We start from the raw sequence: 25,582 nt of genomic DNA, 5'->3' as shown, positions 1-25,582 counted from the left end.
TTTAAGCCGGATCCCTTAAGCGCTGTACAAAAAAACAGGCGCCGTCGGCGCCTGTTCCTCTGAATAACGGAATTTATAGTCCGTAGTAACGGGACTTGTCCTGTCCGTTGCTGGTATATTCCGTCTTGAGCTCATTACGGTAAGATCTCTCGATCTTGCGCACGTAGGAGAGCCTGCGGACATTCTTCATAACTTCCTCTGCCCGTTCCGCATTCACATACATAACCGCGTAATGCATCCTGCGGGATACGTAATGAAGAGTTCCGTATTTCTCCAGGTTGCGTGCCGCCTTGACGTCACTAACCCACACGATATATCCTGTCCGTTCCGCAAACATAAGCTCATCCGCCTTTCTATCTGTCTCTTTCTGGAGGGCTTATCCGCAAGAGCATTTGCCTCCGCTGCCGCATCCGCCTTTGGGGTTGGGATCATTGCTGGGCACCTTGATGCTGTCCGATACGGAGAAGGCAATCGCTTCCGACATCGAGTGCAGGATATCATCCAGCGTCTTCTCCGCCAGCTTGAAGCGTACAACCTCTTCGAACTGTTCAAGCTCCCGCTCTACCGCTGTAACCTCATCCTTGGCCGAATGATAATTCGGGTGAAAATGACCAAACCGCTGGGTCTCCTCGAACAGCTCCTTCTTGCTGTCCAGCACTCTAATCATGGCCTGGATTTGCGGGTTGGCAGCAACCCGGCCTTTCCAGTATAAGTAATCCGATACTTCAGCGGATTGATTAATCATATCGCCTAATTCATAGGCGTAAGTAAGCACTTCGGCCATATCGACCGTATTCATTTCAGCTACGCTCATGAACTTCAACTCTTTTCTACGTTAATGGTCTACTGTAGCTGTAGACTATCTTATCATAACATATCCGCCTGCCTCAGAAGAAGAGGAAATTCTCCGTTCCCGGGGCAGCAGGAGCATCATCTCCTGCCAATCCCCTGCGGCCAGCTCCGCCTCCATTCCGTCTGCCCCCCCGGAATCCAGCAGATAGCCCGTCACTCTCCAGGGGCGGGAGTGGATTCGGCCGGGAATAAACTCGTGAACCCGGTCTTCCAGTGCCAGGCGGACCTTTACTCCCCATTCCAGGGCCTGCTCCATCACCTTCTGCGCTGTCGAGCCGTGATACTGCCGCCATTCCTTCAACCACATCTGCGGCACAGCCGTCCGGCCCGGCAGCATCAGTTCTTCCGCTTCGGCAGAGACGAACGGGATCAGCTGCAGTGTAACTTTATTACCGAATAGCCCACAGGAATTTTCTGTGTCCGGGAGGATAAATTCTGCAGCCTGCGCGGCAGCTTCAGACAGCAAGTAATCAGATTCCGGCATTTTCCCTTCCCGGCCCCCGCTGAAGCGCGGCGCCAGCCCCGAACCTGCCAGCTCCCTGCGGACCGCTGCGACCTCCTCCGGCTGGACAATGAAGTGCAGCGGCCCCACTCTGGTAAGGCTCTCCTGCAGCCGCGGATGGGCAGCAATGACCTCTCCGTCCTTTTCATTCCGGCAAGCCAGAAGAATAACCTCTGACAGCTCTGTACGTCCGATCCCTTTGGCCCAATGCTTCAGGGCCTGCTCCACTTGTCCCGGCAATCCCCCGTGCGCATGGGAAGCCAGCCAGGCTATTTCCTCCCCGGGAGAGCGGCCCTGCTCCGCAGCAGCTTCAAGCATTTTTTGGGTCAGCCTGAAGCTCCACAGGTCGTCGCTGTGCAGCAGTTCGGCACATCCGGCAAGCCTCCACCGGATAGGAAACGGGGTTTCCGGGAGAACAAGCACTTCGAAATCCGGCTGTACAATAAACATTGCTGCTTCCGGCCGATCCAGGCATCCGTTCTCCGGGCCAATTTCCGGCAGCGGCTTCATTCTTGTCCAGCGGAAGCATGCATCGCCACCCTCTCCGCTTCCAAGCTCGCACCAGCCGAACGCCGCCAGTCCTCTGAGCCATACCAGACATCCCGCTTCCAGCTGCGGTCCCGGTACACAAAGTCCGTAAGCGGCCATTGCCTGAACAACCTCCGTTAAGGAATACCATTGCCCTGGCGCGAATCCGGCAGCGGAGATAAAATAACGGAAATGCTGCAGATCGGCTGACTGCTGCCCGTAACGTTCCAGTATAACGCCGTATAGCCGGCTTGACATTTCAGCTTCAGTGAGCCCGAACCAGCTCTTCAGCCTCCCGGAATCCAGAACGATAGCCGTCTGGTTCCGGCAGGCGAGCCCCATTGCCAGCATTAGGTCAACGATGACCATCGCCGGCAGCGGGTGCGGATGCGCACGGCCTGCATCCGGGGATATCAGATCCGCCAGTTGATGCTCCTGTAACGACAATCCTGCAGCCAGGCGGCTCATTTTTTTGCTGTGTATGGCCCCTTTTCCGGTCAAGGGCAGCCCTTCCCGCGCGGTGAACAGCAATGCCCGGAACAATTCTCCCGTAAGCCCCGCGCCTGTGGCTGACTGAAGAGCTACCGCACTGTCCGGTACAGCACGTGGAACATAAGGAAAGCAGGTCTGCTGTATGGAAGCCAGCCTTTCTGCCGGAATCTGATACAGCTGCTCGCCCCATATTTTGCGGCGCAGCTCCAGCATCCCTGCCTGGCGCAGCTCCAGCAGAGCCAGCTGCTGCTCGGCACGGCAGAGGGCCGCCGGACGCAGCCGCTCTGCCTTGTCCGCTGCAAAGGGCTGTGCTGCATAAGCAGCACAGCTCCTTTGCAGCACCTCCTGCGCCTCAGATGACAGCTTCATCATGCCATTTCCTCCTCCTGCCGCTCTATCATTCTCACTGCATATTCATAGCCCTGCTCAGTTAAAAACATCCGGCGGCGCAGTGCAAATTCCTGCTCCCGGCTGTCTCCGGTTACCAGCGTATAGAAATAGGCTTTGTTCTCATCCGGCTTCGGCCGGAGGATGCGGCCCAGCCGCTGTGCCTCCTCCTGCCGTGAGCCGAAGGCGCCCGACACCTCAATCGCCACGGAGGCATCGGGAAGATTCACGGCAAAATTAGCCACTTTGGAAACCACCAGCACCCGCAGACGCCCTTCATTAAATGCTGCATACCGTTCTTTCCTCTCGCGCTGCGGCGTCTTCCCGGTAATCAAAGGCGCCTGCAGGCGTTCCGCCAGCTCTTCAAGCTGATCCAGATACTGGCCGATAACCAGCACCGAAGCACCGGCGTGCGCCTCCACAATCTGCGCAGCCGCCTCCGCCTTGGCGGGATTGCCCGAGGCAAGCCGGAACTGTTCTTTTCCTCCTGCATAGATGTATTTGCTCCGGAGGCCCGGTGCCATCGGCACAATCAGTTCCACACACTCCACCGAGGCAATCCAGCCCTGGTCCTCCAGTGTCTTCCATGGCAGCTCGTAAAACTTAGGTCCAATCAGCGAGAATACATCCCCCTCCCGGCCGTCTTCTCTGACCAGTGTAGCCGTAAGCCCCAGCCGGCGGGTGGCCTGGATATCCGCTGTCGCCCGGAATACAGGGGCCGGAAGCAGATGAACCTCATCATAAATAATCAGTCCCCAGTTCCGCTCATTGAACAGGTTCATATGCAGGAACGGACCATCCTTTGAACTGCGGTGAGTCAGCATCTGATAGGTTGCTATAGTTACCGGCCGCACTTCCCTCCGGTCACCGGTGTACTTCCCGACATCGGATGCCGGCAGGTTGGTCCGCTCCAGCAGTTCGGACCGCCACTGCTCTACAGAGGTTGCATTGGAGGTGAGAATCAGGGCCTCGCACTGCAGGCTTTCCAGAACGGCAAGACCTACAACGGTTTTGCCTGCACCGCAGGGCAGCACCACAACACCGCTGCCCCCGCTTCCGCCGGTACCCTGATAATGGCGGACAGCCTCCTGCTGGTAGTCCCTGAGCCTAAATGAAGCGTCAGAGCGGCCAGCCTCCCCCTGCCCGTCTCCTTTCCAGGCAATGTCCAGCACCTGACCTTCACGGTAGCCAGCATAGTCGATAACCGGATAACCAAGTCTTGTCAGCTCCTGCTTCAGGAGTCCCCGCTGCACGGCAGGGAAGCTGCTCTCTAATGAATGGCTGCGCTGAAGTCCCAGCGCAGTCAGCGTATTCAGCTTCTCCAGTTCATCCAGAATGCCCGGCTTGTCTGTACGGAGCATGATACTCTGCGGATTCACAGCGTCTGCATGCAGCTCCAGGCTTCCGTACCTGGAGAGCAGACCTCTGATCTCGTCCTCCAGTCCAGCGGGGATTCCCCAGCGGGAAAGGTTTTTCAGGCTCGCAACGATTCTCTCAGCCGTATATCCGGCAGCTGCGGCATTCCATAGTGACAGGGGTGAGATACGGTAGGTGTGGTAGACGGGCGGGCTTTTGACCAGCTCGGCATAGCCCGCCAGCTCCTTTCTGGCCTCGTCAAACCCCGGATGGCTGCATTCCAGCAGAACCGTCCGGTCTCTGCGGGTAATACAGGCTCCCTGTGCGCTCATAGCTTTCCTCCTCGGTCACTTCTTAATAAACAGCAGCAGGAAGAAGCCCAACTCCGCAAGATGCGGAAATGAGCTCCCCTATGTGCTTATTCAATGCAGCTGCCGCTGCGATATTTCACTCAGCGCTTCTCCTGCCTCATCAGCGAAGATGTTCTTGACGGCAAGATCACCGAGCGACACGATGCCGATCAGCTGCTTGCCGCGGGTTACAGGCAGCCGGCGGATCCGGCCCGAAGCCATGAGTTCAGCGGCTTCATCCACCGAAGTGTCCCCGCTGACAGAAATAACCTCCCGGCTCATGACCCTTTCCACAGCGGTGGAACCGGAATGCTTGTCCGCATACCCCCGGATGACAAGATCGCGGTCTGTGATCACTCCGATTAAAGTGACGCCGTCATCCGCATCGACCACGGGAATAAACCCGGTATCATGGTCTCTCATTAAGACGGCAACCTCATAGATATTATCCAGCAGCGTAACGGTAGCCGGCTGTGCAGTCATCACTTCTTGAACGGTCTTCAAGGATAACCCCTCCTGTCAAGTTCCTATATACGGAAGTAGGTTTTCCTCAGCCCGTTCATAATATACGTATTTTATTCATTCAGGCAGGAATCCGCCATGGCTGCCAGCAGCTTCACTCCATGAAGCAGGGCGTCTTCATCAAAGTCAAACCGGCTGTGGTGATGCGGATATACCGCATCCTTATCGGGATTGCCGGCGCCCACAAAGATGAAGCAGCCCGGAATTTCTCTGACATAATAAGAGAAATCCTCCGCCGGCATCAGCTTCTCCATCATAATTACACTCGCTTGCGGTCCAAGCGCCTCCGGGGCTGTCCGGAAAAAGCGCATAAACTCCTCTTCATGGTTCACAAGCGGCGGATAGCCCATCAGATAATCCAGCTTGAACTCGGCGCCGTAAGCTGCGGTTACCGAGGCAGTCATCTCTTCGATTCTGCCTCTGATCAGATAACGGGTCTCTTCGTCAAAGGACCGGACTGTCCCCGTAATCCGGCAGCGGTCGGCAATAATATTCTGCGCGGTTCCGCCCTGAATCGTGCCGATGCTGACCACAGCAGGCCGCAGCGGATCAACGGACCGGCTGACAATGCTCTGAAGCTGGGTTACCAGCGCTGCCCCCGCCACGATACTGTCAACCGTCCGGTGAGGCATGCCCCCATGCCCGCCTTTACCGATAATGTCGATAAAGAATTCATCGGCAGAAGCCATCAGCGGGCCCGGAGCGCTTCCGACTGTACCCACCGGCATCGGAGTCCACAGATGCAGGCCGTATACGGCATCTGCTCCTTCCAGCACGCCTTCGGCAATCATTCCCTGTGCTCCGCCGGGACAGATCTCCTCGGCAGGCTGGAACAGGAAGCGCAGCTCACCGTTCAGCTCATCCCGCCGGCTGCTGTAGTATGAAGCTGCCGCGAGCAGCATCGCCGTGTGACCGTCATGTCCGCAGGCGTGCATAACGCCTTTGTTCTGTGAAGCATACTCGTGTTCATTTTCTTCCGTAATGGCCAGTGCGTCCATGTCGGCACGCAAAACCACTGTTTTGCCCGGCTGACTGCCCTTAAGAATTCCGGTCAGTCCGTAACCGGTGCTGCTTCTGACCACTTCGATCCCGAATTCCGCCAGCTTCCCCGCCACAAAGGCCGATGTCTCTTTCTCCTGGTAAGACAGCTCCGGATGACGGTGCAGATGGCGGCGCCACTTCACCATTTCCGGAAGCAGCTGTTCAAATGATAGCTTCTCCATAATTGTCCATTCCCTTCTCCCATAACCCGCTCCGGCCAGGCCAGCAGGTCCTGCATTTATTCCGGTCCCGGCCGCAAAGAGCTATATTTCTTCCATTGTAGCAGAAACGCAAAAAAGTGGGTATTCATAGGCCCGGCTTACCTTGCACAACCCATGGAAACATACTATCATGAGGGAGAACATCAATAATTCTGATCATTAAACAATCATTCCATTTGATAAGGGGGATATGTGCGCTATGATTTTTGAGAACACCGGCCTTGTAGGCTTGAAAAGCGACCTTCTCTATCTGGACGAGAGCGCGGCCAAAGCAGGATTCATCCGCTGGCAATGGGAATATTACCGCGCCACTTACGACTGCAAAATCGAAGACAGGCAGAACGGCGGAGAGTATTTTCTGCGGGTCAACACGCGCGCTGTAGAGGGCAAGCTGGAGAAGCCGGATTCCATCCTTGCAATTGAAGCGGTATACCTCGGCAAAGCTACCTTTCCTCACGGCCTGGAGTATGAATCCCCGGTACCTCAGCCTGTGCTGGATACTGCCAAGAGGCATATACTTGAACTGAAGGAACTGCTGGAAGCTTGAGTGCCGCGAAGGGAAAGACAACCAAAAAAGTCAGCCTGCCCAAAAGAGGAACGCCCGATTTCCAGCTGCTGATCCTTACTTTGCTGCTTGTCGGCTTCGGACTGGTGATGGTGTTCAGTTCCAGCTCCAGCCTGACGCTTGCCAACGAAAAGTTTGGAAATGATCCCTTATATTTTGTGAAGAAACAGGTAATCTGGGTCGCCCTGGGAACCTTTGTGATGTTCACCGTAATGAATATTCATTACAGCAAATTCAAGAAATGGTATGCGCCGATCTTTCTCCTTACTTTGATACTTCTGCTGATCGTAGCTTCTGCAGAGCGGATTAACGGTGCACGAAGCTGGCTGAGCATCGGTAAGCTGGGGATTCAGCCTACCGAGCTGGCCAAAATCTCGATCATCCTCTATCTGGCTGCCCTGATTACCAAAAAAGGCGAACGGCTGAGAGATTTGCGGACAGGATACATACCGGTGATGGTTATTGTCGGAATTGTAGCCGGACTGATCATGATGCAGCCGGATCTCGGCTCCTGCCTCATCCTGGTAGCGACAAGCGGGCTTGTCATTTATGCGGGCGGTGCCAGCATGAAGCATATTCTGGCTTCAATTGCGCTGCTTGTTCTGGGTGTCGGCATTGTCCTGGGAGCCAAGACAGCCATTGACTCCCTGTCACCATCTGCCGGGGAAGTCGTTGTCCAGGAGGATTACCGTAAAGGCCGTATATCAGCCTTTCTGGATCCGTTTGAAGATGCCCAGGGTGACGGGTACAACATTGTCCAGTCACTGACTGCCCTGGGTGAAGGAGGAACAGGCGGCTCCGGCTTTGGTCAAAGCGTGCAGAAGCTGCATTACCTGCCTTATCCGTATACAGACTTTATCTTTGCCGTGATCGGTGAAGAATTCGGCTTTATAGGAACCTCTATCTTTTTGCTGCTGTATCTGTATTTTATTTGGCGGGGCATTCTGATCGCACTGCGGTGTACCGATCCTTTCGGCACCCTGGTCGGCATAGGGATTATGGGGCTGATCGCCATTCAGGCCTTCGTCAATATCGGCGGGGTTACCAAAACCATCCCGTTAACAGGCGTTACACTGCCGTTCATCAGCTATGGCGGCTCTTCCCTCCTGGTAACCATGCTGTGTATGGGCATCATGCTCAGCATTTCCAGAGAGACCGGCAAGCCTGCCAAAGAGGAAGTGACAAAGTCAGTAACGACTGTAAGACGCCGTACCCGCTAATAGGGATATTTAATTTGAAAAAGGCAGTCCGGATAATGTTCCCGGACTGCCTTTTTCCGCATTTGTTCCCGCAGCGTCTCAGCGCTTAGGAAATCTCGTCATTCTTGAAGGCAACGCCTTCCACTTTGACATTCACTTCTACAATGTGAAGGCCTGTCATGCTCTCCACAGCCTCGCGTACATTCTGCTGAAGCATCCGGCACACCTCGTGGATCGGGGTCTCATAAAGAACGATAATCCGCAAATCCACTGCAGCTTCCAGCTGTCCCACTTCAACGGTAACGCCCTTCTGCACGTTCTTGCCGCTTAGGCGCTTCGCCCAGCCTTCTGACAAGCCGCCTGACATGGCTGCAATACCCGGAGTCTCCAGGGCTGCCAATCCGGCAATCTTGGAGACGACGTCATTCGATATCCGTATATTTCCCATTTCAAGTTGAAGTTGTTCTGCCATGCCATATCCCCCCTACACTCATTATCAATTATTGTAATTCGAAAACAGGCTAAAAAGCAAATGACTTTATCTCAATTCCGTTTACACTCCGCATGGAATTGGGTATATTGAGATATGAATTTAACCTTACATATAGATTGGAGTGTTCCTGTCATGAAAAAATGGATTTCTCCAGCGCTTCTGGTCACCACTTTTCTGCTTAGCGCTATCGCCCACTATGCAGCCTGGGACCACACGCTTCAATTCGTGCTGTCGGCTGTCGCCGTCATCTTTGTAGCCGGTTTTCTCGGCCGGGCGACAGAGAGTGTAGCCCACTATGCCGGCCAGAGACTGGGCGGCTTTCTTAATGCCACCTTCGGCAATGCAGCGGAGCTGATTATCGCCTTCTTCCTGGTGAAGGAAGGGCTGTTCGACATGGTCAAAGCCAGCCTCACCGGCTCCATTATCGGCAATCTGCTGCTCGTCCTCGGTCTGAGTATTTTTGCCGGCGGCCTGAAATTCAAGGTTCAGAACTTCAACGTGACACTCGCCGGGCTGAACGGTTCACTGATGATTGTTGCCGTGATCGCTCTTTTTGTACCGGCAATGTTCTTCAACACCCATTCCATTACGGAGCAGGACACAGAAGTATTGAGTCTAGTCGTTGCAGGACTGCTGATAGCCTCCTACATAGCCTGGCTGATCTTCTCCATGATTACACACAAAAAATACCTGGCCGATGTCACGGATGACAACGCCGAGGAACTGCCTAATGAACATCCTCCCGTCTGGTCCCGGAACAAATCGATTCTGTATCTGATTCTGGCCACAGTTATGGTCGCCTTTGTCAGTGAGTGGCTGGTCGGCACGCTGGAAACACTGACCGAACGCTTCGGATTCAGCGAACTGTTTGTCGGCGCCTTCCTGGTAGCGATCATCGGTAACGCTGCTGAACACAGCGCTGCAATCATGCTGGCTATGAAGAACAAGATCGGCGCAGCCGTAGAAATTGCGGTAGGAAGCAGTCTGCAGATCGCACTGTTTGTCGCCCCGGTACTGATTTTTGCCAGCTACTTTATGGGCAACACGATGGATATCGTCTTTACAATTATTGAAATCGTCGCTATAGCTGTTTCAGTATTCATTGCCAAATCGATCATACAGGACGGACAGACCAACTGGTACGAGGGACTTTTACTGCTCGCCGTATATTTGATTTTGGGTGTCTCCTTTTTCCTCGTCTAATCAATCGGTGATCGCGGACTTAAAAAAAACGCACATGAGAGACCAAATGGTCCTTATGTGCGTTTTTATGAATGGATGAGACTTGCCGTTTACATCTCGCGCTCTTCCGCTTTCTTGTTCAGAGCTTCATAGAGTACAGCCAAATTGCGTTCCAGCTCGCTCAGCACCGTCTTGCCGGTGGTTTCCGGAACGAGTCCCGCTCTGACTGCAAAATCGACTTCTCTGGAGAAGCCGTACATCTGGGTATCGAGCACTTCCTCATAGAGAGGGCAGTAACGAGTCGCCAGGTTCTCCATCTGTACTTCGATGAGCTTCTGAATTTTATCGGCATCTTCTTGTAGAAGAGTGATCGCTTTTTGGTTAAGCTGTTCCTGCAAATCCGATGAAGTCATGCAATTTCCCCCCCATGTCCAAAAGTTACTGCTGCTAATGCTATTTTATTTAATATTAGTCGAAATCGGTAACCAATACAAGAATGCAGTTTTTAATATATTAAAAACGCCCTGCCGTCAGTGGCAGGACGTCTTCCGGATATTAGTATTACTCTGCAACAACTGTAAAATTCAAGCCGTGTTTGGAAAATACTTCGCTCATTGCCTTCTTGGCTTCTTCAGCATCCGTGCCGTGAACATGAAGCTCGTAGCTTTGGCTGGAAACCAGTGTAGTGAACAATCCAAGGATACTCTTAACATCAATGTACTTGTTGTCCGCCTGAAGAACGATTGATGAATTGAACCGGCCTGCTGTTTGGGCAATATCGACGATTGCCGCATTGTTACTGGACATAAGAATCCCTCCGCAACTTGATATGAACATAAGTCTTATATAAACAATTACATGATACCTTGAATCCGCTTACTCGTGCAAGTCGTTTTCTTAAAATGCAAAACTCCTTAAAATTTATTTCAGATTTTCCGGATTCAGACCTTCAAGTTCCGGCAGAACAAAGATTCCGTCCTTACGGATCAGTACATCATCAAAATAAATCTCTCCGCCGCCGTATTCCGGACGCTGGATCAGCACCAGATCCCAGTGGATCGAGGAGCGGTTGCCGTTGTCTGTAACATCATATGCCTGTCCCGGAGTAAAGTGCAGGCTCCCGGCAATTTTCTCGTCGAACAGGATGTCCTTCATCGGATGCAGGATATACGGGTTAAAGCCGATTGCAAATTCCCCGATGTGGCGCGCACCGTCGTCGGAATCCAGAATCTCGTTCAGGCGTGCGGTGTCATTGCTGGTCGCTTCCACAATTTTGCCGTTCTCGAATTTGAACTTCACGTTCTCGAAGGTTATTCCGTTATACAGTGTCGCTGCATTGTAGCTGATTGTACCGTTTACGGAATCGCGGACCGGAGCACTGTATACTTCGCCGTCCGGAATATTTTTTTGGCCGGAGCATTTCTCGGCACCGATTCCTTTAATGGAGAAGGACAGCTCGGTTCCCGGACCTGAAATGCGGACCTTATCCGTTCTGCGCATAAGATCAGCGAGTGCATCCTGGGCTCTGTCCATTTTGGCGTAATCCAGATTGCAGACCTCGAAGTAAAAGTCTTCAAACGCTTCTGTTGTCGTATTGGCCAGCTGGGCCATACTTGCATTCGGATAGCGCAGCACCACCCATTTCGTATGCTTTACGCGCTGTTCACTATGTACCGGATGCGAATAAAGGGAATTGTAGAGCTTCATGTTCTCTTCCGGCACATCAGCCAGATCGTTGACATTCTCCCCGGCACGGATGCCGATATAGCAGTCCATCTGCTTCATCCGGTTCAGGTCGATTTCCGCCCATGTGGTCAGGCTCTCAGGAGTGGCATATTTGAGCATGCTGCGCAGAACCGTACGGTCGGTGAGCTGCACGAATGCACGTCCTCCGGCCTTGCCGACTTCCTCTACAACCGCTTTGATTAAATCTCTTTCGCTGCCGATCATTTCGACGAGCACGTTCTCGCCCGGCTGCACATTAACGGAATAACCGACAAGGTTTTCCGCCAGCTTCTGGATTCTTGGGTCCTTCATATTCTCTCTTCCTTCCTCATGCTTAAAATAAACATACCGTTATATTGTAGCACGCCCTCTAGAGAGCGCAAGGTTTTCTCCCCTGCTGGCGTTTTTTTACCGGTAGCCGTAAAAATCCACTTTGGTCACATAGGTCTCCTCATCGGCTTCCTGTGCACCGGGGTAGCTCACCGTCCGGGTCCAAGTCAGCCTTTTGGGCCGGTTATATCTCGTGTCCACCTTCAGGTAATAGACGGACCGGATGTCGGCCTGCTCCAGCTTTTGCAGCAGTTCCGTGTTCTTCTGCTCCCATAAGCCGTTCAGTGCCTTTGTCACCTCCGGCGGCTGACTTTCACCTTCCTGTGTCTTCAAGCCGGCATCTGCGGGGCGGATCGCCTGCATCCGGCTTTCCAGCTCATCAGTAAGCTGCGCTCTGGCTTCTGCCGGAGTCAGCTCTATGCGCAGTGTTTTGGTGCCTCTGGCCGCACCGCTTTCCTCTGTCACCTGGTTCTTCCTGGCCTCCAATTCTTCAAGCTGGCCCAGGGGATTCAATGCAGGCAGCGGATTGCTCTCCATCTCCTCAGGTGCGGATGACAGCATGGCCCATGCCCCGTCTTTTTTTTCCAGGCGTGTGTAATAGGACGGTGCTGCAGGATGGCTCTGTTCAAAATGCTGTATGTCCGCGGTCCCTGCTGTCTTCGGCTGTTCTTGGCTGTCCGGCAATAAAGTATGCAGGCTTACCTTGTTGTGATCTTCAATTTTGCCTCCATAGTATAGTGCCGATTCCGCGACTGTCCTGCCGCCGATCAAGAGGCCTGCCGCCCCTTCAAAAGATACATGATCACTGCCGTCCATCCCGGCCAGCACAAGGCTCAGGTCTTCATCAGCCGGCTTGTTCCCGGTGACCCCGCAGCCCCCGGTATACAAGCAGCATACTATCAGGACAACAGCTCCTGCCGCCTTGCGGAGGAATACAGATTTTTTCATGGCATTCAGGCCTTCCCGTTCCGAGTATATTTTCTAAAGTGACCATCCCTTATAGGGTTACCCGGCGGGCAGAGGTTATACGGAAACGGAATTTTTATATAAATTGTGTATGGTGGTACGCTCCTAAGCTTAGTTGGAATTTCTCCACCTGATTTCAGCTTTTTTAGTACTTCACGTTAATTAGTTGGAAATTCTCCGTCTGTTTCCGGGTAATTCTGCCTCTGGAGAGGAAATGGACAGATTTAAGTGGAGTTTTTCCTGCTGCCATCGTATTCTCAGCTTTTTATCGAGTATTAGAAGGAGAAATTCCACTAATCCTGAAAAAGAGACGGCTATGCGAAGGCGAGCATCTAACCCGTCGTTTCAGTATTATTCCTTTAATATATCTCAAAGTAAAAAAAGAACCCTTCCGGCCTAAGCCAAAGGATTCTTCGCATTATCTGTTCTTTTGTCAATGACGACCTGGTTGCGGCCGTTGTTCTTCGCTTCATAGAGCGCCATATCGGCCCGGTAAAAGAGGGATTCCACGCTCACACGGTCATCCGTCCAGCTCCATTCCGCGATCCCGCAGGATACGGTAACCCGGGGTTCCGTCTCCCCCATCACCCGCTTGCGGATCCGTTCAGCTACAAAAACAGCCTGCTGCACTCCAAGCTGGGGCAGATACACCGCGAGCTCTTCGCCGCCCCATCTTGCAGCGATATCCCCCTGGCGGATCGAGGTTTTTACAATCTCGCTGACCTGCTTCAGGATTTTGTCGCCTTTCTGGTGGCCGTAGGTGTCGTTGACCAGCTTGAACTGATCAATGTCTACCACAATCAGCGAGCCGCAGAAGTCCTTGGTCTGTCTTTCCTTAATCTCTTCATCAAGGTAATGACGCGCATACAGCCCTGTCAGGCTGTCACGGTTGGCCAGATACCGCACCTCTGCATGCAGTCTGGCATTGCCTACGGCAAGTCCGATATGCCCTGCCATTGCCTGCAGCAGCCTGAAGCTGTCATAGGAGAAATAATGGGCTTCCCTGTGCGTAAGTATAATCGCCCCGCGCACTTCCCCGCCCACATTCAGCGGTGTGGCAATCATTGACTGTGAGGAGGTCGCATCCATTAGCCTGGAGGGTGGCCCCCCTGCTGCCGAATAGTCCGACAGAATGACCGGTTCGCCTGTACTGTAGACTTTGCCGCCGATGCCGTCCCCCGTTGAGATCATTTCATTCCGCAGAGGGTGGTAATTGCAGGCGATAGCCTCAAGTCCGCCCTTCTCTTCATTCATATGCAGGATGCAGCAGTAGTCGGCGGCAAACATCTCCAGCAACTCTTCAAACGCATATTGAAAAATATCGCCGAGCCGCAGGCTCTGATTCAGCCGCTGGGTCAGCTCATTGCTCATGCGCAGCTCACGGATCAGCTGGTTGGAACGTTCATAGAGCTTGGCATTCTCAAAAGCTGTCCCCGCCGTATCTGCAACCATACCCAGAAACCGCTGGTCCACTTCAGTAAACGCGGGCTTGTCCATTACCATATGAAAAACACCGTATACCCCCTGCTTTCCTCCGAGCGGAAGCCCGATTTCAACATGGGAGCAGCTCTCCCCCCCGAAATCAAGGGCAAGGGTCCCTTCCTTAAAAGCCCTTCCGCGTACGTCATCCTTCTTCCAGCGCAGCGGCAGCGGCTTGACCTTGGGGTGGGTGCTGCGGTGATCCTGTGACATAAAAAGCTCAAGCCGTGCTGCCGGATACATAGCCGAGATGCTCTCAATCACTTCAGTAAGCACAGCATCCACATCTATGTTGTCATGCATCCGCTGGACAATCTGGAACAGCAGGGAACGCCTGCTGCTCTCCCGCTCGGCATGCTGGTGCACTCCGGCCAGATCAGACACAAACAGATGCTCAAATCTGTGGTAAAAACAGGTCTGGTAATGCATAGCCATCGCTTCGGCCGTATACCGTCCTCCCTGATCATATTGTTCAGCGGTCATCGCGCAGCCGAGCAGGGCAAAGATTTCTCCCTGGCCTCTTGTAAATACCGGCAGTGTTAGAAGCATTACCGTTTCCCCGTTCACCTGTTCACGCGCGGTGCAGACTTCACGGGAGAGCAGGCTTAGTCCGGAAGCCTCTGCCCATTGCATTTTCCAGCTGCTCTCCCCGTTACTGCCGTTATATATAGATTCAATCCATTTGCCTTCAAAATTCAAAACACCCCAGTCCCAGGATTCCGCGAAGGGGGGGACAGAAAGTCTGCGCCATTCATCATAGCTTTCTGCAATCAATTGGGCTACGTAAGGGAAATCATGGGACACAAGATCCGTTTCCCTAAGCCATGCTGCGGGGTCGCTTATCACGCCACCGGACTGCATGTTCTCCTTTAGCAGCATGCGACTGTCTTTACGACCACATGCTTCCTGATCTGACATAAGAGGTTCCCCTTTACTACTCGAGTTAAAAACTTTCCGACTACATATAATTAGCTACATTTTACTCCCTTTCCTCCTTTAATGCATTATATTTTCCTGAACAGAGGGATTTTTTTTAGGACCAAAGAACTAACGACAAAGAGTGACAAAATCTCTTTAAAGTTGCCCTTGACTTTACCTATCATTTTCATATAATATTTATTGTTGAACAAGACTGATAAGAAGTCTTACTTGGGCGTAACGTTGTGTCACCCTCACGCATCTCGTTACTGCCAGGGCAGCGGCTGAACTTCCCCGGCAGAGTGAAACCAATACACGCTTTCACGGATACGATTGCGGCACAAATAGGCCCTACCATGAAATTTCAATTATAAAGGAGTCTACTATAACATGGCACGTTACACCGGACCTAAATTCAAACTCAGCCGCCGTCTGGGCATTTCCCTTAGCGGTACAGGCAAAGACCTGAAACGCCCTTTCCCTCCAGGACAACACGGCGCTAACCAACGCAGAAAAGTAAGTAACTACGGAATGCAGCTTTTGGAAAAACAAAAACTGCGTCACATGTACGGCCTGGGCGAGAAACAATTCCGCACATTGTTCTCCAAAGCTCAAAAAATGCAAGGTATCGCGGGCGAAAACTTCATGTTCCTGCTTGAAAGCCGCCTGGACAACCTGGTTTACCGTCTTGGCTTTGCTAACTCCCGTGCAGGCGCACGTCAGTTGGTAGCTCACGGACACGTAACCGTTAACGGCAAAAAAGTCGACATCGCTTCCTACCGTGTAAGCATCGGCGACGTTATCGGCCTGCGCGAAAGAAGCCGTTCCATGACTTCCATCAAAGAAGCTCTGGACAACCGTTCCCACCTTCCAGGTTACCTGGAATCTGCTGACGGATCTTTCGAAGGTAAATACATCCGTCTGCCAGAACGTGCTGAGCTGTCCCAAGATATCGACGAGAAACAAATCGTCGAGTTCTACAACCGTTAAGATTTCGCGAACAGCGGATTCGATCAAAGCCACCGGATTTTCCGGTGGCTTTTTTTGTTTAATGCCATTTGTCAGTGGCTTGGTCAGCGGATATTACGGGAAACGAACGTTCATGTACAATGGCCCGATTTCCCTTTATGCTGGCCCATTGTACTCGGTTTTTCGAGTATAATGGCCCGATTTCCCTTTACTCTGACCCATTGTACTTGGTTTTTCGAGTACAATGGCACGCCTTTCCTTCACACAGGCCCATTGTACTCGGTTTTTCGAGTACAATGGCCCCCTTTCCCTTTACACAGGCCCAATGTACTCGGTTTTTCGAGTACATTGGCACGCCTTCCCTTTACACAGGCCCATTGTACTCGGTTTTTCGAGTGCAATGGCATGCTATCCGTCTTAAGCGGGCAAAAGGGCGGATTGAGAGGTATAAGGGTTACATCAAGCTTAATTTGATAAAATTCCGCTTGCCGGCCTGAAGGATATCTCCTTCCTGCGGGACAATCTCCCCGTTCACGTCTTCCAGCTTCACCCCGTTAAGCTTCACAGCCCCCTGCCGGATGCTCCGTCTTGCCTCACTATTGGAATCTGCGAAGCCAACCATAGTGAGCCGTCTCACAAGCTTAACCCTGCCTTGTTCAAGTTCTCCGGCCTTGACGCTAAAAATCGCAGCCTCCTGCGGCAGAGCACGCTGCTGAAATACCGTTATGAAATTCTGCTGAGCGGCGGCTTCTGCAGCCTCTATCCCGTGGTACATACGGACAAGTGTATAGGCGAGGCGCATTTTCACATCCCTGGGATGAGCTAAACCTGAAGACACTGCAGCTTTTAAGTCACTCAGTTCCTCATTGCTGAGATCTGTAACCATCTCGTAGTATCTCAGCATCAGTTCATCCGGCAGGGACATCGTTTTACCGTACATTTCGGCAGGCTCTTCATCAACTCCGATATAGTTCCCCAGACTTTTGCTCATTTTTCTCACGCCATCCAGCCCTTCCAGCAGCGGCATTAAAATTACGGCCTGCGGCTCGCTTCCCTGTTCCTTTTGCAGCGTACGGCCCATTAGAATATTGAACTTTTGATCCGTTCCGCCAATTTCAATATCACTTTCATTGACCACGGAATCCATTCCCTGCATCAGCGGGTAGAAAAATTCATGCACACTAATGGCCTGGCCGTTCTGAAAACGTTTGGTAAAATCTTCGCGCTCCAGCATCCGCGCCACTGTTACCTTTGCCGCCAGATTGACCACCTCCGCAAAAGTCATCGGACTCAGCCAATCCGAATTGCAGAGCAGCTGTGTTTTTTCAGGATCCAGAATTTTGTAAACCTGCCCCCTGTAAGTGGCGGCATTCCGCTGCACATCCTCTTCACTAAGCTGCCTGCGTGTCTCTGATTTTCCTGTAGGGTCTCCTATCCGCCCGGTAAAATCTCCGATAATCAGCTGCACCTGATGACCGGACTCCTGAAACTGGCGGAGCTTATGCAATACAACGGTGTGTCCGATATGGACGTCCGGTGCGGACGGATCAAGTCCCAGCTTAATTTTGAGCGGAATGCCGGCCGCCACGAATTTGATAAGCTTGTTTCTCAGTTCCTCCGCAGGTACAATCTCTGCTGCTCCACGTGAAAATACGTCCAGCTGCCTCTCCACCTCCTGCTGCTGTGCAGAGTTCAAAGCCTCCCATTTCATAAATACGCCTCCTGTATACCTGTTATTTTGACAACGCAAAAAAAGCCCTCTGCTCATCCCCAAGGGACGAGCAAAAGACTCGCGGTACCACCCTAATTAAAGATCCCTTGCATCTGCAGAACAATCGGGGATCTTTCACTTCATTTCGATAACGGGTATGCCCCGGTTCCGGACTACTGGACAGGCACTCAGTATGCCTGCATTTCCTCCGGACTGCTCCAGACTGTAATTCAAAGGGGCCTGCTGCCGGTTCACACCACCCACCGGCTCTCTGAAACACCTGGCTTCCCTTCTACTGATGTCCTTCTATGCATTTATAATATCCAATTGAGTAATTTTATAACATACAGCGATTTCCCAAGTCAACTACATTCAAAAAGCCACTTTGGGTAGAAGCGCATTCAAAATCGGCAAATTGTGCTATAATAGTTCCGTTAAAAGGAGGATTATCGTCGATGGTTGAAGAGAATAAAAAGAAGAACGCAAAACAGCGTCCGGCGCGCAGATCCTGGCTCCGCAGATTCGGATCTGTCGTAAAATGGATGTTTATACTCGGTATTCTGGGCATTCTGTTTGCCGGCGGTGCCGTCGCAGGATATGTCACTTCCATAGTGAAAGACGATCCTGTGCGCTCCCAGGAATTGATTCAGCAGCAGGTCAGCCAGAACGCCATCACCGGGTTTGCTTATTTCCGTGACGGCCAGCCGATCGGTCAGCTGCGGACGGAAGAAGACCGCAGGCTTATTGAATTTAATGATATACCGCAGCTTGTCATTGATGCCGTTCTCGCTATAGAGGACAATAATTTCTATGAGCATAAGGGGATTGACATTACAGGCACCCTGCGTGCTGTTAAGCAGAAGCTGCTTAACGAATCGGTTCAGACAGGGGGAAGCACCCTGACCCAGCAGCTGGCCAGACGCGTATTTTTGAACCTTGACCGCACGGAAGACCGTAAGGTGAAGGAAATACTGCTGTCACTGCGGCTGGAGCGTTTTTTATCCAAGCAGGAAATCCTCACAGCCTATCTTAATAAGGTACCCTTCGGTAACGGCTCCAACGGTTATAATGTGTTCGGGATCAAAGCAGCGGCCAAGGGAATTTTTGGCCTGGATGATCTGGATAAGCTGAATGTGGCCCAAGCGGCTTATTTGGCCGGACTTCCGCAGCTGCCTTCCAGATATTCCGCATTTAACGGAGTAGGCGAATTCAATGAGACGGCATTCAACCGGGCGGTTGAACGTCAGAAGCTCGTGCTCCGCCGCATGCTGGAAGAGAACAAGATCACTACCTCCCAATATGATGAAGCACTCCTCTTTGATATCAAAGGCTCCCTGGCACCGCATACGAAGAAGGCTTATGCCACGTATCCTTATTTGATGCTGGAAACCGAGCGCAAGGCAGCGGAGATTCTTTTGTCGCTCAATGAAGCGGCAAACGGTACAGACGGTAACACGGCGGATGCTGCAAGCGATACCGCACTGCTGGAGGAATCCCGGCAGCAGCTTATGACCGGCGGATACCGTGTATATACTACAATCGACAAAAAAGTGTACAGTGCCATGCACAGCGTATCCGAGAACAGCGAGAACTTCACTGCAGACAGTGAGTCCCGGGGCAAGGAACAAACGGCCGGCATGATGATTGATAACAAAACTGGTGCCATCCTCGGTATGATCGAAGGCCGTGACTTTAATATTGAGCAGATGAACTATGCTACCCAGATGGTCCGCCAGCCCGGCTCCACCATGAAGCCCATCGCAGCCTATCTGCCGGCGCTTGACGCCGGACTGATTCAGCCTGCCGGCATTCTTGATGATGCTCCGGTGATTCTGAAGGACGGCTCCAAAGGCTTTCATATTCCGAAGAATGCCAACAACCGTTATCAGGGTCTGGTCACAGCCCGTTATGCGCTTAACAAATCATTAAATCTCCCTGCCCTCAAGCTCTTTATCGAGAAGGTCGGCATCGAGAACGCCTGGACCTTCTCCAAGAAGCTGGGGATTACTACGCTCCAGGAGGATGATTATAACGCACAGACCGGGGTTATCGGCGGACTGCGCTATGGCGTCTCTGTTGAGGAATTGACTAATGCTTATTCTTCAATCGGAAACCAGGGTGCTTTTAACGATGCTTATATGATCGAGAAGATCGTCGATTCGCAGGGCAAAATTATTTATCAGCACAAAGCTGAGCCAGAACAGGTATTTTCTGAACAAACCGCCTACCTGATGACAGATATGCTGCGCACTGTCATTACGGAAGGTACGGCATCTACAGTCAAAAAAGAGTATGAACATTTTGATGATGTGCCGGTTGTCGGCAAAACGGGCTCCACGCAAAACTACGGAGACGTGTGGTTCATGGGATATTCTCCGGATGTCACACTTGGCATCTGGGTAGGTTACAAAGAACAGATTAATACCCTTCAGGGCGACACCCAGAAGCGCCAGGCCCAGACTTTGTGGGCGAAGGTAATGAACGCCGTCATCGACAGGCAGCCTGAGCTGTTCGTGACCAAGGAATTCGCCCAGCCTGAAGGCATCGTAAAGAAGACCGTATCCGCGTACAGCGGCAAGCTGCCCACGGATTTAACGGACAAATTCACTACAGACATATTTAATGCTGAATTTGTGCCTACAGACAGCGATGACGGAATCTCCAGAGCCAAGTTCATTTCCTATAACGGTGTCAACTATATTCCGCTGGAGGGCACGCCCGACGATTTCCTCAGAGAGAAGATCGTTGTCAAACGTGAAAAGCCGATCCAGGATCTCGTAAAGGAATTGCGCGAAGCGTTCAAGGGAATGAAAGAACATGAATCCTTGCAGTATTATATGCCGTCCGATGCCAAAACCGATTTCCCGACCGAGGTTGATCCGCGGGTTGATGACGGTTCATCGCCTTCTGCTCCGCGCGGAGTGACGGTATCCTACAGTTCCGGCAAAGCTGTGGTTGACTTTGAACCAAGCGGTTCACCGGATGTTGTAGGCTACAGGTTATACCGTTCCATCAACGGAGGCCCTTTCAAGAAGCAGGCTACCATTTCAGTCGGGGATAGAACCGTATTCTCACCAGGAACTCCTAGCAGCTTGAGTGCCATTTTCTACGTAACTGCAGTGGACGTTGCCGGTAATGAGACATCTTCCACCAGTGTGGCTGGCGGATCCGTTGCCGCGGCCCCTGAGGCAACGCCTGAACCGGAAGTAATGCCGGGTGCAGAGGCGACGCCGGAAGGGGAAGCTCCTCCGGAAAATGCAGAAGATCCCGGAATGATCATCATTGAGCCGCCGGCTAATGCAGAGGTTCCTTTGGGCAGCGGCAGCAGTAACAATGCCGGTGAAGCCAATACTGAGGCCAATGCACAAAACGCACAGTAGCTGGTACGCTCCCCTGCTCTTTAGCAGTACACACAAACACCGTTCCCTTGAGAATTCAGGGAACGGTGTTTTTATGCTGTAACAGATATTCATTTCGTTAGTCCTCAATCGTTGATAAATCTCCTGCCGGCAGGTGGAGCTCCCAGGCCTTAAGTACCCGGCGCATAATTTTGCCTGACCGTGTCTTGGGCAGCTTATCCCTGAATTCGATCTCACGCGGTGCGGCATGGGCTGACAAGCCTGCTTTGACAAATGCGGCGATTTCATCCTTCAGCTCCGGCGTAGCAGAATAACCTTCCCGCAGGGAAATAAAAGCTTTGATGATCTCTCCCCTGAGCACATCGGGTTTGCCGATTACCCCTGCCTCAGCGACGGCAGGATGTTCCACCAGCTTGCTCTCCACTTCAAAAGGCCCGATCCTCTCCCCGGAAGAATTAATCACGTCATCAATCCGCCCCTGGAACCAGAAGTACCCATCCTCATCCATGTAGGCTGAATCTCCGGAGATGTACCAGCCGGGTATACGGAAATACTCGTCGAATTTGGCCTTGTTGTTCCAAATGGCTCCCATCATGGAGGGCCAGGGCGTCCGTATCGCCAGATTGCCCATTGCATACGGCGGCAGTATATTGCCCCGGTCATCCAAAATGGCCGCTTCTATTCCCGGAAGCGGACGGCCCATGGAGCCCGGCTTGATGTCCATCCCCGGATAATTGCAGATCAGCTGGGCACCGGTCTCTGTCATCCACCATGTATCATGAATCCGCTGCTGATAAAATTTGTCACCCCAGCGCACTACTTCAGGATTCAGCGGCTCTCCTACAGAGAGCACATGGCGCAGGCTGCTTAGGTCGATGCCCTGCAGGCTGCCCTCCCCGGCTCCCATCAGCATGCGGAAAGCCGTAGGGGCGCTGTACCAGACCGTAACGCCGTAACGTTCTATCGTTTTATACCAGTCCTGCGGACTAAAGCGTCCTCCCCTGATAATATTGGTTACACCGTTCAGCCAAGGTGCAAAAATCCCGTAAGATGTACCTGTCACCCAGCCCGGATCTGCAGTGCACCAGTAGATATCATCCGGCCGTAAATCCAGTACAATTTTGCCTGTATAATAATGCTGAATCATTGCCTTTTGAACATGATAGACGCCTTTAGGTTTACCTGTTGAACCTGAGGTATAGTGCATGATGAGACCGTCCGTAAGTGTCAGCCATTCCGGCTCCAGCTCTGCGGAAGCGGCTGCAGTCTCTTTTTCAAAACTGAGCAGTCCCTGTTCCTCATCCGGCTCACCGCCCACAATAATGATATGGCGCAGCTCCGGGAGCTCTTCACGCTTCACCCTGTGCAGAAGCTCCGGCGTTGTCACAAGTGCCACGGCTCCGCTGTCCTCCAGCCGGTCCTTGACCGCCGTCTCCATAAACGCCTCAAATAGCGGCCCTGCTACAGCTCCGATCTTGAGAATCCCCAACAGGCTGAAATACAGCTCAGGGCTCCGCGGCATAAAAATAAACACACGGTCTCCTTTGCCGACACCGTATTTGCGCAGTACATTGCCGAACCGGTTCGACCGCTCCTGCAAATCCGCGAAGGTATACCGTTCCTCTCTTACCAGATCGCTGTAGATTAGGGCTGTTGCCCCTCCCCGGCCTTCCTGTACATGGCGGTCCACGGCTTCATGAGCCATATTCACCTTTCCGGTGCTGTACCACGTAAATTCTTTTTCAACATCCTCCCACCGGAATTCGCTGACTGACCGGGAATAATCCTTCATATTCGCCTGCTGCACACGTCCCGGTATAATTTCGCTGTGGACTTGCCCCATTGCACTTGCCTCCCCTACTTGTTTGATTTAAGCTTTAAGGGTGGATCTTTTCTCATACAAGGTGCTGTCAATATCGCAATTGTGAATGTTTTATGTCGGAAACAGTATATCACAGGAAGCGGTTACATTCCATATTTTAGTCAGCGGATATTATGGTTTTCAGATAGAAAGGAGCCCATTTATGGAACACCGCAAAATCCCCGTCTCCCATACGCTTTTACATAATGATAGAGTCATCACCGTCAGCGGGCCGTTAACACCAGAGGTTCTGAAAGGACTGGACATGCATCCAAAGCTGGATGCCTTCCGTAAGCCGCGGGAACAGCATGAAGCGCTCATAGAAATTGCGGGATTGCCTGAGGGGCGGATCATTGCCGCTGCTGATAACGGGCAAATCGTAGGTTATGTTACGTTCCACTACCCGGATGAGCTGGAGCTGTGGTCACAGGGGGGGATGGAGGATCTTATTGAGCTCGGGGCCATTGAAGTCGCCGATAGCTATAGGGGGAGCGGCCTGGGCAAACTTCTGATTTCAACTGCTTTTGAGGAGGAACAGCTGGAGAATTGTATTGTTTTTACGACAGAATATTATTGGCACTGGGACCTCAAAGGCAGCGGACTTGATGTATGGGCTTACCGGAAAATGATGGAGAAGCTGATGAAAACCGCAGATATGGTATGGTACGCTACGGATGATCCGGAAATATGCTCACATCCAGCCAACTGCCTTATGGTCCGGATCGGACGGGAAGTGCCAGTGTCTTCACAGGAGACTTTTGACAGAGTACGTTTCAGACAGCGTTTTATGTATTAAAAGATTTCCTTGCTACAGCGCCTGAAGCATGTATTCCAGGATCGAATGGGAGCGCTCGGCAGCTGCTGCAGTGAAATCACGGTAGTTCACATGTGCCGAACCGTCAGCCTTGTCTGACATCGAGCGGATAATGACAAACGGAGCCTCGTTCATATAACATACCTGCGCGACTGCGGCCCCCTCCATCTCGGCACAGGCTCCGTTCAGCTCCTCCCGAAGATCTCTGACCGCCTCTCTGCTTGCAATAAACTGATCTCCCGAGAGCACGATACCGGTTACATATTTTTGCTTCAATTCCTTGCAGGCTTGTTCCGCAAGCCTAACCAGTCCAGAATCCGCCGTAAAAGTGGAAACCTCCTGATAAGGGATAACGCCTCTTGAATATCCCAGCGCAGTAGCGTCCATATCATGCTGGATACAGCGGGAGGAAATCACGATATCTCCAATGTTAAGCTCCGGATGAACAGCACCTGCCACTCCTGTGAACAGAACCCGGGATACCCCGAACGCATCCAGCAGAATCTGGGTAGTAACCGCTGCATTAACTTTGCCTACCCCGGATTTACAGAGAACTACAGACTTGCCCATAATTACACCTTCGTAGTACCTAATCCCTGCTTTTACTGTCTCACTTCTATTCTCCATATGCTCAAGGAGCAGCTTAATCTCCTCATCCATCGCTCCAATGATTCCGGTCACTTCACTCATAGCTATCCTCCCAACGTAAAAAGCTCCCGAAGGAGCTTTCTGCGTACTTCTATTGAATTATTTGTTCACGTGATTTACAGACAAGCGGAGAATCGTCTCATGCGGCAAAATAACCCGCGGATTCTCTACCGTCTCCTTCTTCATCAGCTTGGTCAAAAGTCTCATCGCTACCGCACCCAAATCATACATCGGCTGGGCTACAGTAGTCAGCAGAGGACGGACCATCGATGCCATTCGGATATTGTCGACACTGATGATCGAGAAATCATCCGGTACTTTGAGGCCTTCATCCTGGATGCTGTGAATGGCACCAATCGCCATTTCATCGGTTGCAGCAAATACTGCCGTCGGCTTCTTCTTGAGACCGAGGAAGTATTTCATGGCTTCGACACCGGATTCGTAACGGTAATTACCGATGCGCACCAGATCTTCCTGGTACTCGATACCGGCTGCTTCCAGCGCTTTCTTGTAGCCTTGGAAACGGGCATAGCCGTTCGCAGGATCCTGCAGCGTACCGCTGATCATGGCGATTTCGCGGTGACCGTGGCGGATAAGCGTATTCACGGCATCAAAGGCTGCAGTCTCGTGGTCGATATCAACCGACGGGTAGGTTCCCTTCTCATCGCGGGTTGCGCAAAGAACGATAGGAACTGCAGAAGTCTGGAATGCCTGAATGTGTTCGTCGGTTACGGTTCCGCCCATGAAGAGCAGCCCGTCCACCTGCTTCTCAAGCAAAGTGTTGATGACACGGATTTCCTTTTCTTTGCGTTTGTCCGCATTACACAAAATAATATTGTAATGATACATATTGGCGATATCTTCAATTCCGCGTGCAATTTCAGCAAAAATCGAGTTGGAGATATCGGGAATTACAACCCCTACGGTTGTTGTTTTCTTACTGGCGAGACCTCTCGCCACGGCATTCGGACGATAGCCCAAACGCTCAATCGCTTCAAAAACCTTCTTCCGGGTCTGCGGTTTCACATTGGGGTTATTGTTCACAACCCGTGATACCGTAGCCATAGATACGCCTGCTTCCCGAGCTACATCGTAAATGGTTACCGTCAAAT

22 protein-coding genes and 1 other annotated feature are annotated in these 25,582 nt (G+C 52.1%); of the genes, 6 read left to right on the top strand and 16 right to left on the bottom strand.

Features of this window, described 5'->3' with window-relative positions:
- Positions 1-73 precede the first annotated feature (73 nt).
- The 6 genes from C2I18_RS24090 to C2I18_RS24065 form a co-directional block, all read right to left on the bottom strand.
- Entirely contained in the window at positions 74-337 is a 264-nt protein-coding gene (locus C2I18_RS24090) for a YlbG family protein (RefSeq protein ID WP_039872590.1), read from the bottom strand.
- 39 nt (positions 338-376) lie between these two features.
- On the bottom strand, positions 377-814 hold the full coding sequence (locus C2I18_RS24085) for a YlbF/YmcA family competence regulator (protein WP_249898250.1): 438 nt from the start codon (positions 812-814) through the stop codon (positions 377-379).
- 45 nt (positions 815-859) lie between these two features.
- Entirely contained in the window at positions 860-2,746 is a 1,887-nt protein-coding gene (locus C2I18_RS24080; protein WP_249898249.1) for a helicase-associated domain-containing protein, read from the bottom strand.
- Complete coding sequence (locus C2I18_RS24075; protein WP_249898248.1) at positions 2,743-4,449, bottom strand: DNA repair helicase XPB; 1,707 nt, start codon at positions 4,447-4,449, stop codon at positions 2,743-2,745. The genes C2I18_RS24080 and C2I18_RS24075 overlap by 4 nt, the downstream gene beginning before the upstream one ends.
- Positions 4,450-4,539: 90 nt before the next feature.
- The gene (locus C2I18_RS24070) at positions 4,540-4,971 is read right to left on the bottom strand and encodes a CBS domain-containing protein (RefSeq protein ID WP_249898247.1); all 432 of its coding nucleotides are present in this window, start codon (positions 4,969-4,971) and stop codon (positions 4,540-4,542) included.
- Between the two features lie 71 nt (positions 4,972-5,042).
- Positions 5,043-6,212, bottom strand: coding sequence for a M20 family metallopeptidase (locus tag C2I18_RS24065; RefSeq protein WP_249898246.1), 1,170 nt, complete (start codon positions 6,210-6,212; stop codon positions 5,043-5,045).
- A gap of 238 nt (positions 6,213-6,450) precedes the next feature.
- Between C2I18_RS24065 and C2I18_RS24060 the strand changes: the two genes are divergently transcribed.
- Entirely contained in the window at positions 6,451-6,798 is a 348-nt protein-coding gene (locus C2I18_RS24060; RefSeq protein ID WP_249898245.1) for a YugN family protein, read from the top strand.
- Entirely contained in the window at positions 6,795-8,036 is a 1,242-nt protein-coding gene (gene ftsW / locus C2I18_RS24055) for a putative lipid II flippase FtsW (protein ID WP_249898244.1), read from the top strand. The genes C2I18_RS24060 and ftsW overlap by 4 nt, the downstream gene beginning before the upstream one ends.
- Before the next feature lie 85 nt (positions 8,037-8,121).
- On the opposite strand, the gene C2I18_RS24050 is transcribed toward ftsW, so the two are convergent.
- Positions 8,122-8,487, bottom strand: a complete 366-nt coding sequence (locus tag C2I18_RS24050) for an Asp23/Gls24 family envelope stress response protein (RefSeq protein WP_019911482.1) — start codon at positions 8,485-8,487, stop codon at positions 8,122-8,124.
- A 153-nt stretch (positions 8,488-8,640) separates the two neighbouring features.
- Here C2I18_RS24050 and cax point away from each other — a divergent pair, with 153 nt between their 5' ends.
- A complete protein-coding gene (gene cax, locus C2I18_RS24045) occupies positions 8,641-9,711 on the top strand; it encodes a calcium/proton exchanger (RefSeq protein ID WP_249898243.1) in 1,071 nt (356 codons plus the stop codon).
- An 89-nt stretch (positions 9,712-9,800) separates the two neighbouring features.
- Here cax and C2I18_RS24040 read toward each other — a convergent pair whose 3' ends face one another.
- The 5 genes from C2I18_RS24040 to C2I18_RS24020 form a co-directional block, all read right to left on the bottom strand.
- Positions 9,801-10,103: an Fpa/YlaN family protein gene (locus C2I18_RS24040; RefSeq protein ID WP_249898242.1), complete on the bottom strand. Its 303-nt coding sequence runs from the start codon at positions 10,101-10,103 to the stop codon at positions 9,801-9,803.
- A 148-nt stretch (positions 10,104-10,251) separates the two neighbouring features.
- Complete coding sequence (locus C2I18_RS24035; RefSeq protein ID WP_249898241.1) at positions 10,252-10,497, bottom strand: HPr family phosphocarrier protein; 246 nt, start codon at positions 10,495-10,497, stop codon at positions 10,252-10,254.
- Between the two features lie 114 nt (positions 10,498-10,611).
- Entirely contained in the window at positions 10,612-11,727 is a 1,116-nt protein-coding gene (locus C2I18_RS24030; protein ID WP_249898240.1) for an aminopeptidase, read from the bottom strand.
- Positions 11,728-11,823: 96 nt separating this feature from the next.
- Positions 11,824-12,693: a hypothetical protein gene (locus tag C2I18_RS24025; RefSeq protein WP_249898239.1), complete on the bottom strand. Its 870-nt coding sequence runs from the start codon at positions 12,691-12,693 to the stop codon at positions 11,824-11,826.
- Positions 12,694-13,107: 414 nt separating this feature from the next.
- Positions 13,108-15,108, bottom strand: coding sequence for a sensor domain-containing diguanylate cyclase (locus C2I18_RS24020; RefSeq protein WP_249898238.1), 2,001 nt, complete (start codon positions 15,106-15,108; stop codon positions 13,108-13,110).
- Between the two features lie 390 nt (positions 15,109-15,498).
- On the opposite strand from C2I18_RS24020, the gene rpsD reads away from it, so the two are divergent.
- Positions 15,499-16,098 carry a 30S ribosomal protein S4 gene (gene rpsD / locus C2I18_RS24015; RefSeq protein WP_249898237.1) on the top strand — a complete coding sequence of 200 codons (600 nt, stop codon included), beginning with the start codon at positions 15,499-15,501 and terminating at the stop codon, positions 16,096-16,098.
- A gap of 433 nt (positions 16,099-16,531) precedes the next feature.
- Here the strand turns inward: rpsD and tyrS are convergent, their stop codons facing one another.
- Positions 16,532-17,788: a tyrosine--tRNA ligase gene (tyrS, locus tag C2I18_RS24010; protein WP_249898236.1), complete on the bottom strand. Its 1,257-nt coding sequence runs from the start codon at positions 17,786-17,788 to the stop codon at positions 16,532-16,534.
- 59 nt (positions 17,789-17,847) lie between these two features.
- Positions 17,848-18,106 (bottom strand) — a binding site (T-box leader).
- Positions 18,107-18,243: 137 nt separating this feature from the next.
- On the opposite strand from tyrS, the gene C2I18_RS24005 reads away from it, so the two are divergent.
- Positions 18,244-21,168, top strand: a complete 2,925-nt coding sequence (locus tag C2I18_RS24005; RefSeq protein ID WP_249898235.1) for a transglycosylase domain-containing protein — start codon at positions 18,244-18,246, stop codon at positions 21,166-21,168.
- A gap of 97 nt (positions 21,169-21,265) precedes the next feature.
- Here C2I18_RS24005 and acsA read toward each other — a convergent pair whose 3' ends face one another.
- Positions 21,266-22,939 carry an acetate--CoA ligase gene (acsA, locus tag C2I18_RS24000; protein WP_481857956.1) on the bottom strand — a complete coding sequence of 558 codons (1,674 nt, stop codon included), beginning with the start codon at positions 22,937-22,939 and terminating at the stop codon, positions 21,266-21,268.
- Between the two features lie 232 nt (positions 22,940-23,171).
- Here acsA and C2I18_RS23995 point away from each other — a divergent pair, with 232 nt between their 5' ends.
- The gene (locus tag C2I18_RS23995) at positions 23,172-23,804 is read left to right on the top strand and encodes a GNAT family N-acetyltransferase (protein WP_249898233.1); all 633 of its coding nucleotides are present in this window, start codon (positions 23,172-23,174) and stop codon (positions 23,802-23,804) included.
- Between the two features lie 12 nt (positions 23,805-23,816).
- Here the strand turns inward: C2I18_RS23995 and C2I18_RS23990 are convergent, their stop codons facing one another.
- Positions 23,817-24,512, bottom strand: a complete 696-nt coding sequence (locus C2I18_RS23990; RefSeq protein WP_249898232.1) for a 5'-methylthioadenosine/adenosylhomocysteine nucleosidase — start codon at positions 24,510-24,512, stop codon at positions 23,817-23,819.
- A 57-nt stretch (positions 24,513-24,569) separates the two neighbouring features.
- Positions 24,570-25,580: a catabolite control protein A gene (gene ccpA / locus C2I18_RS23985; RefSeq protein ID WP_249898231.1), complete on the bottom strand. Its 1,011-nt coding sequence runs from the start codon at positions 25,578-25,580 to the stop codon at positions 24,570-24,572.
- Between the last annotated feature and the right edge of the window lie 2 nt (positions 25,581-25,582).

This window comes from Paenibacillus sp. PK3_47, assembly GCF_023520895.1.
GTDB lineage: Bacteria > Bacillota > Bacilli > Paenibacillales > Paenibacillaceae > Paenibacillus_AQ.
Note: the sequence above shows the minus strand (reverse complement) of the source record. Positions and strands in the feature narration are given on the sequence as shown.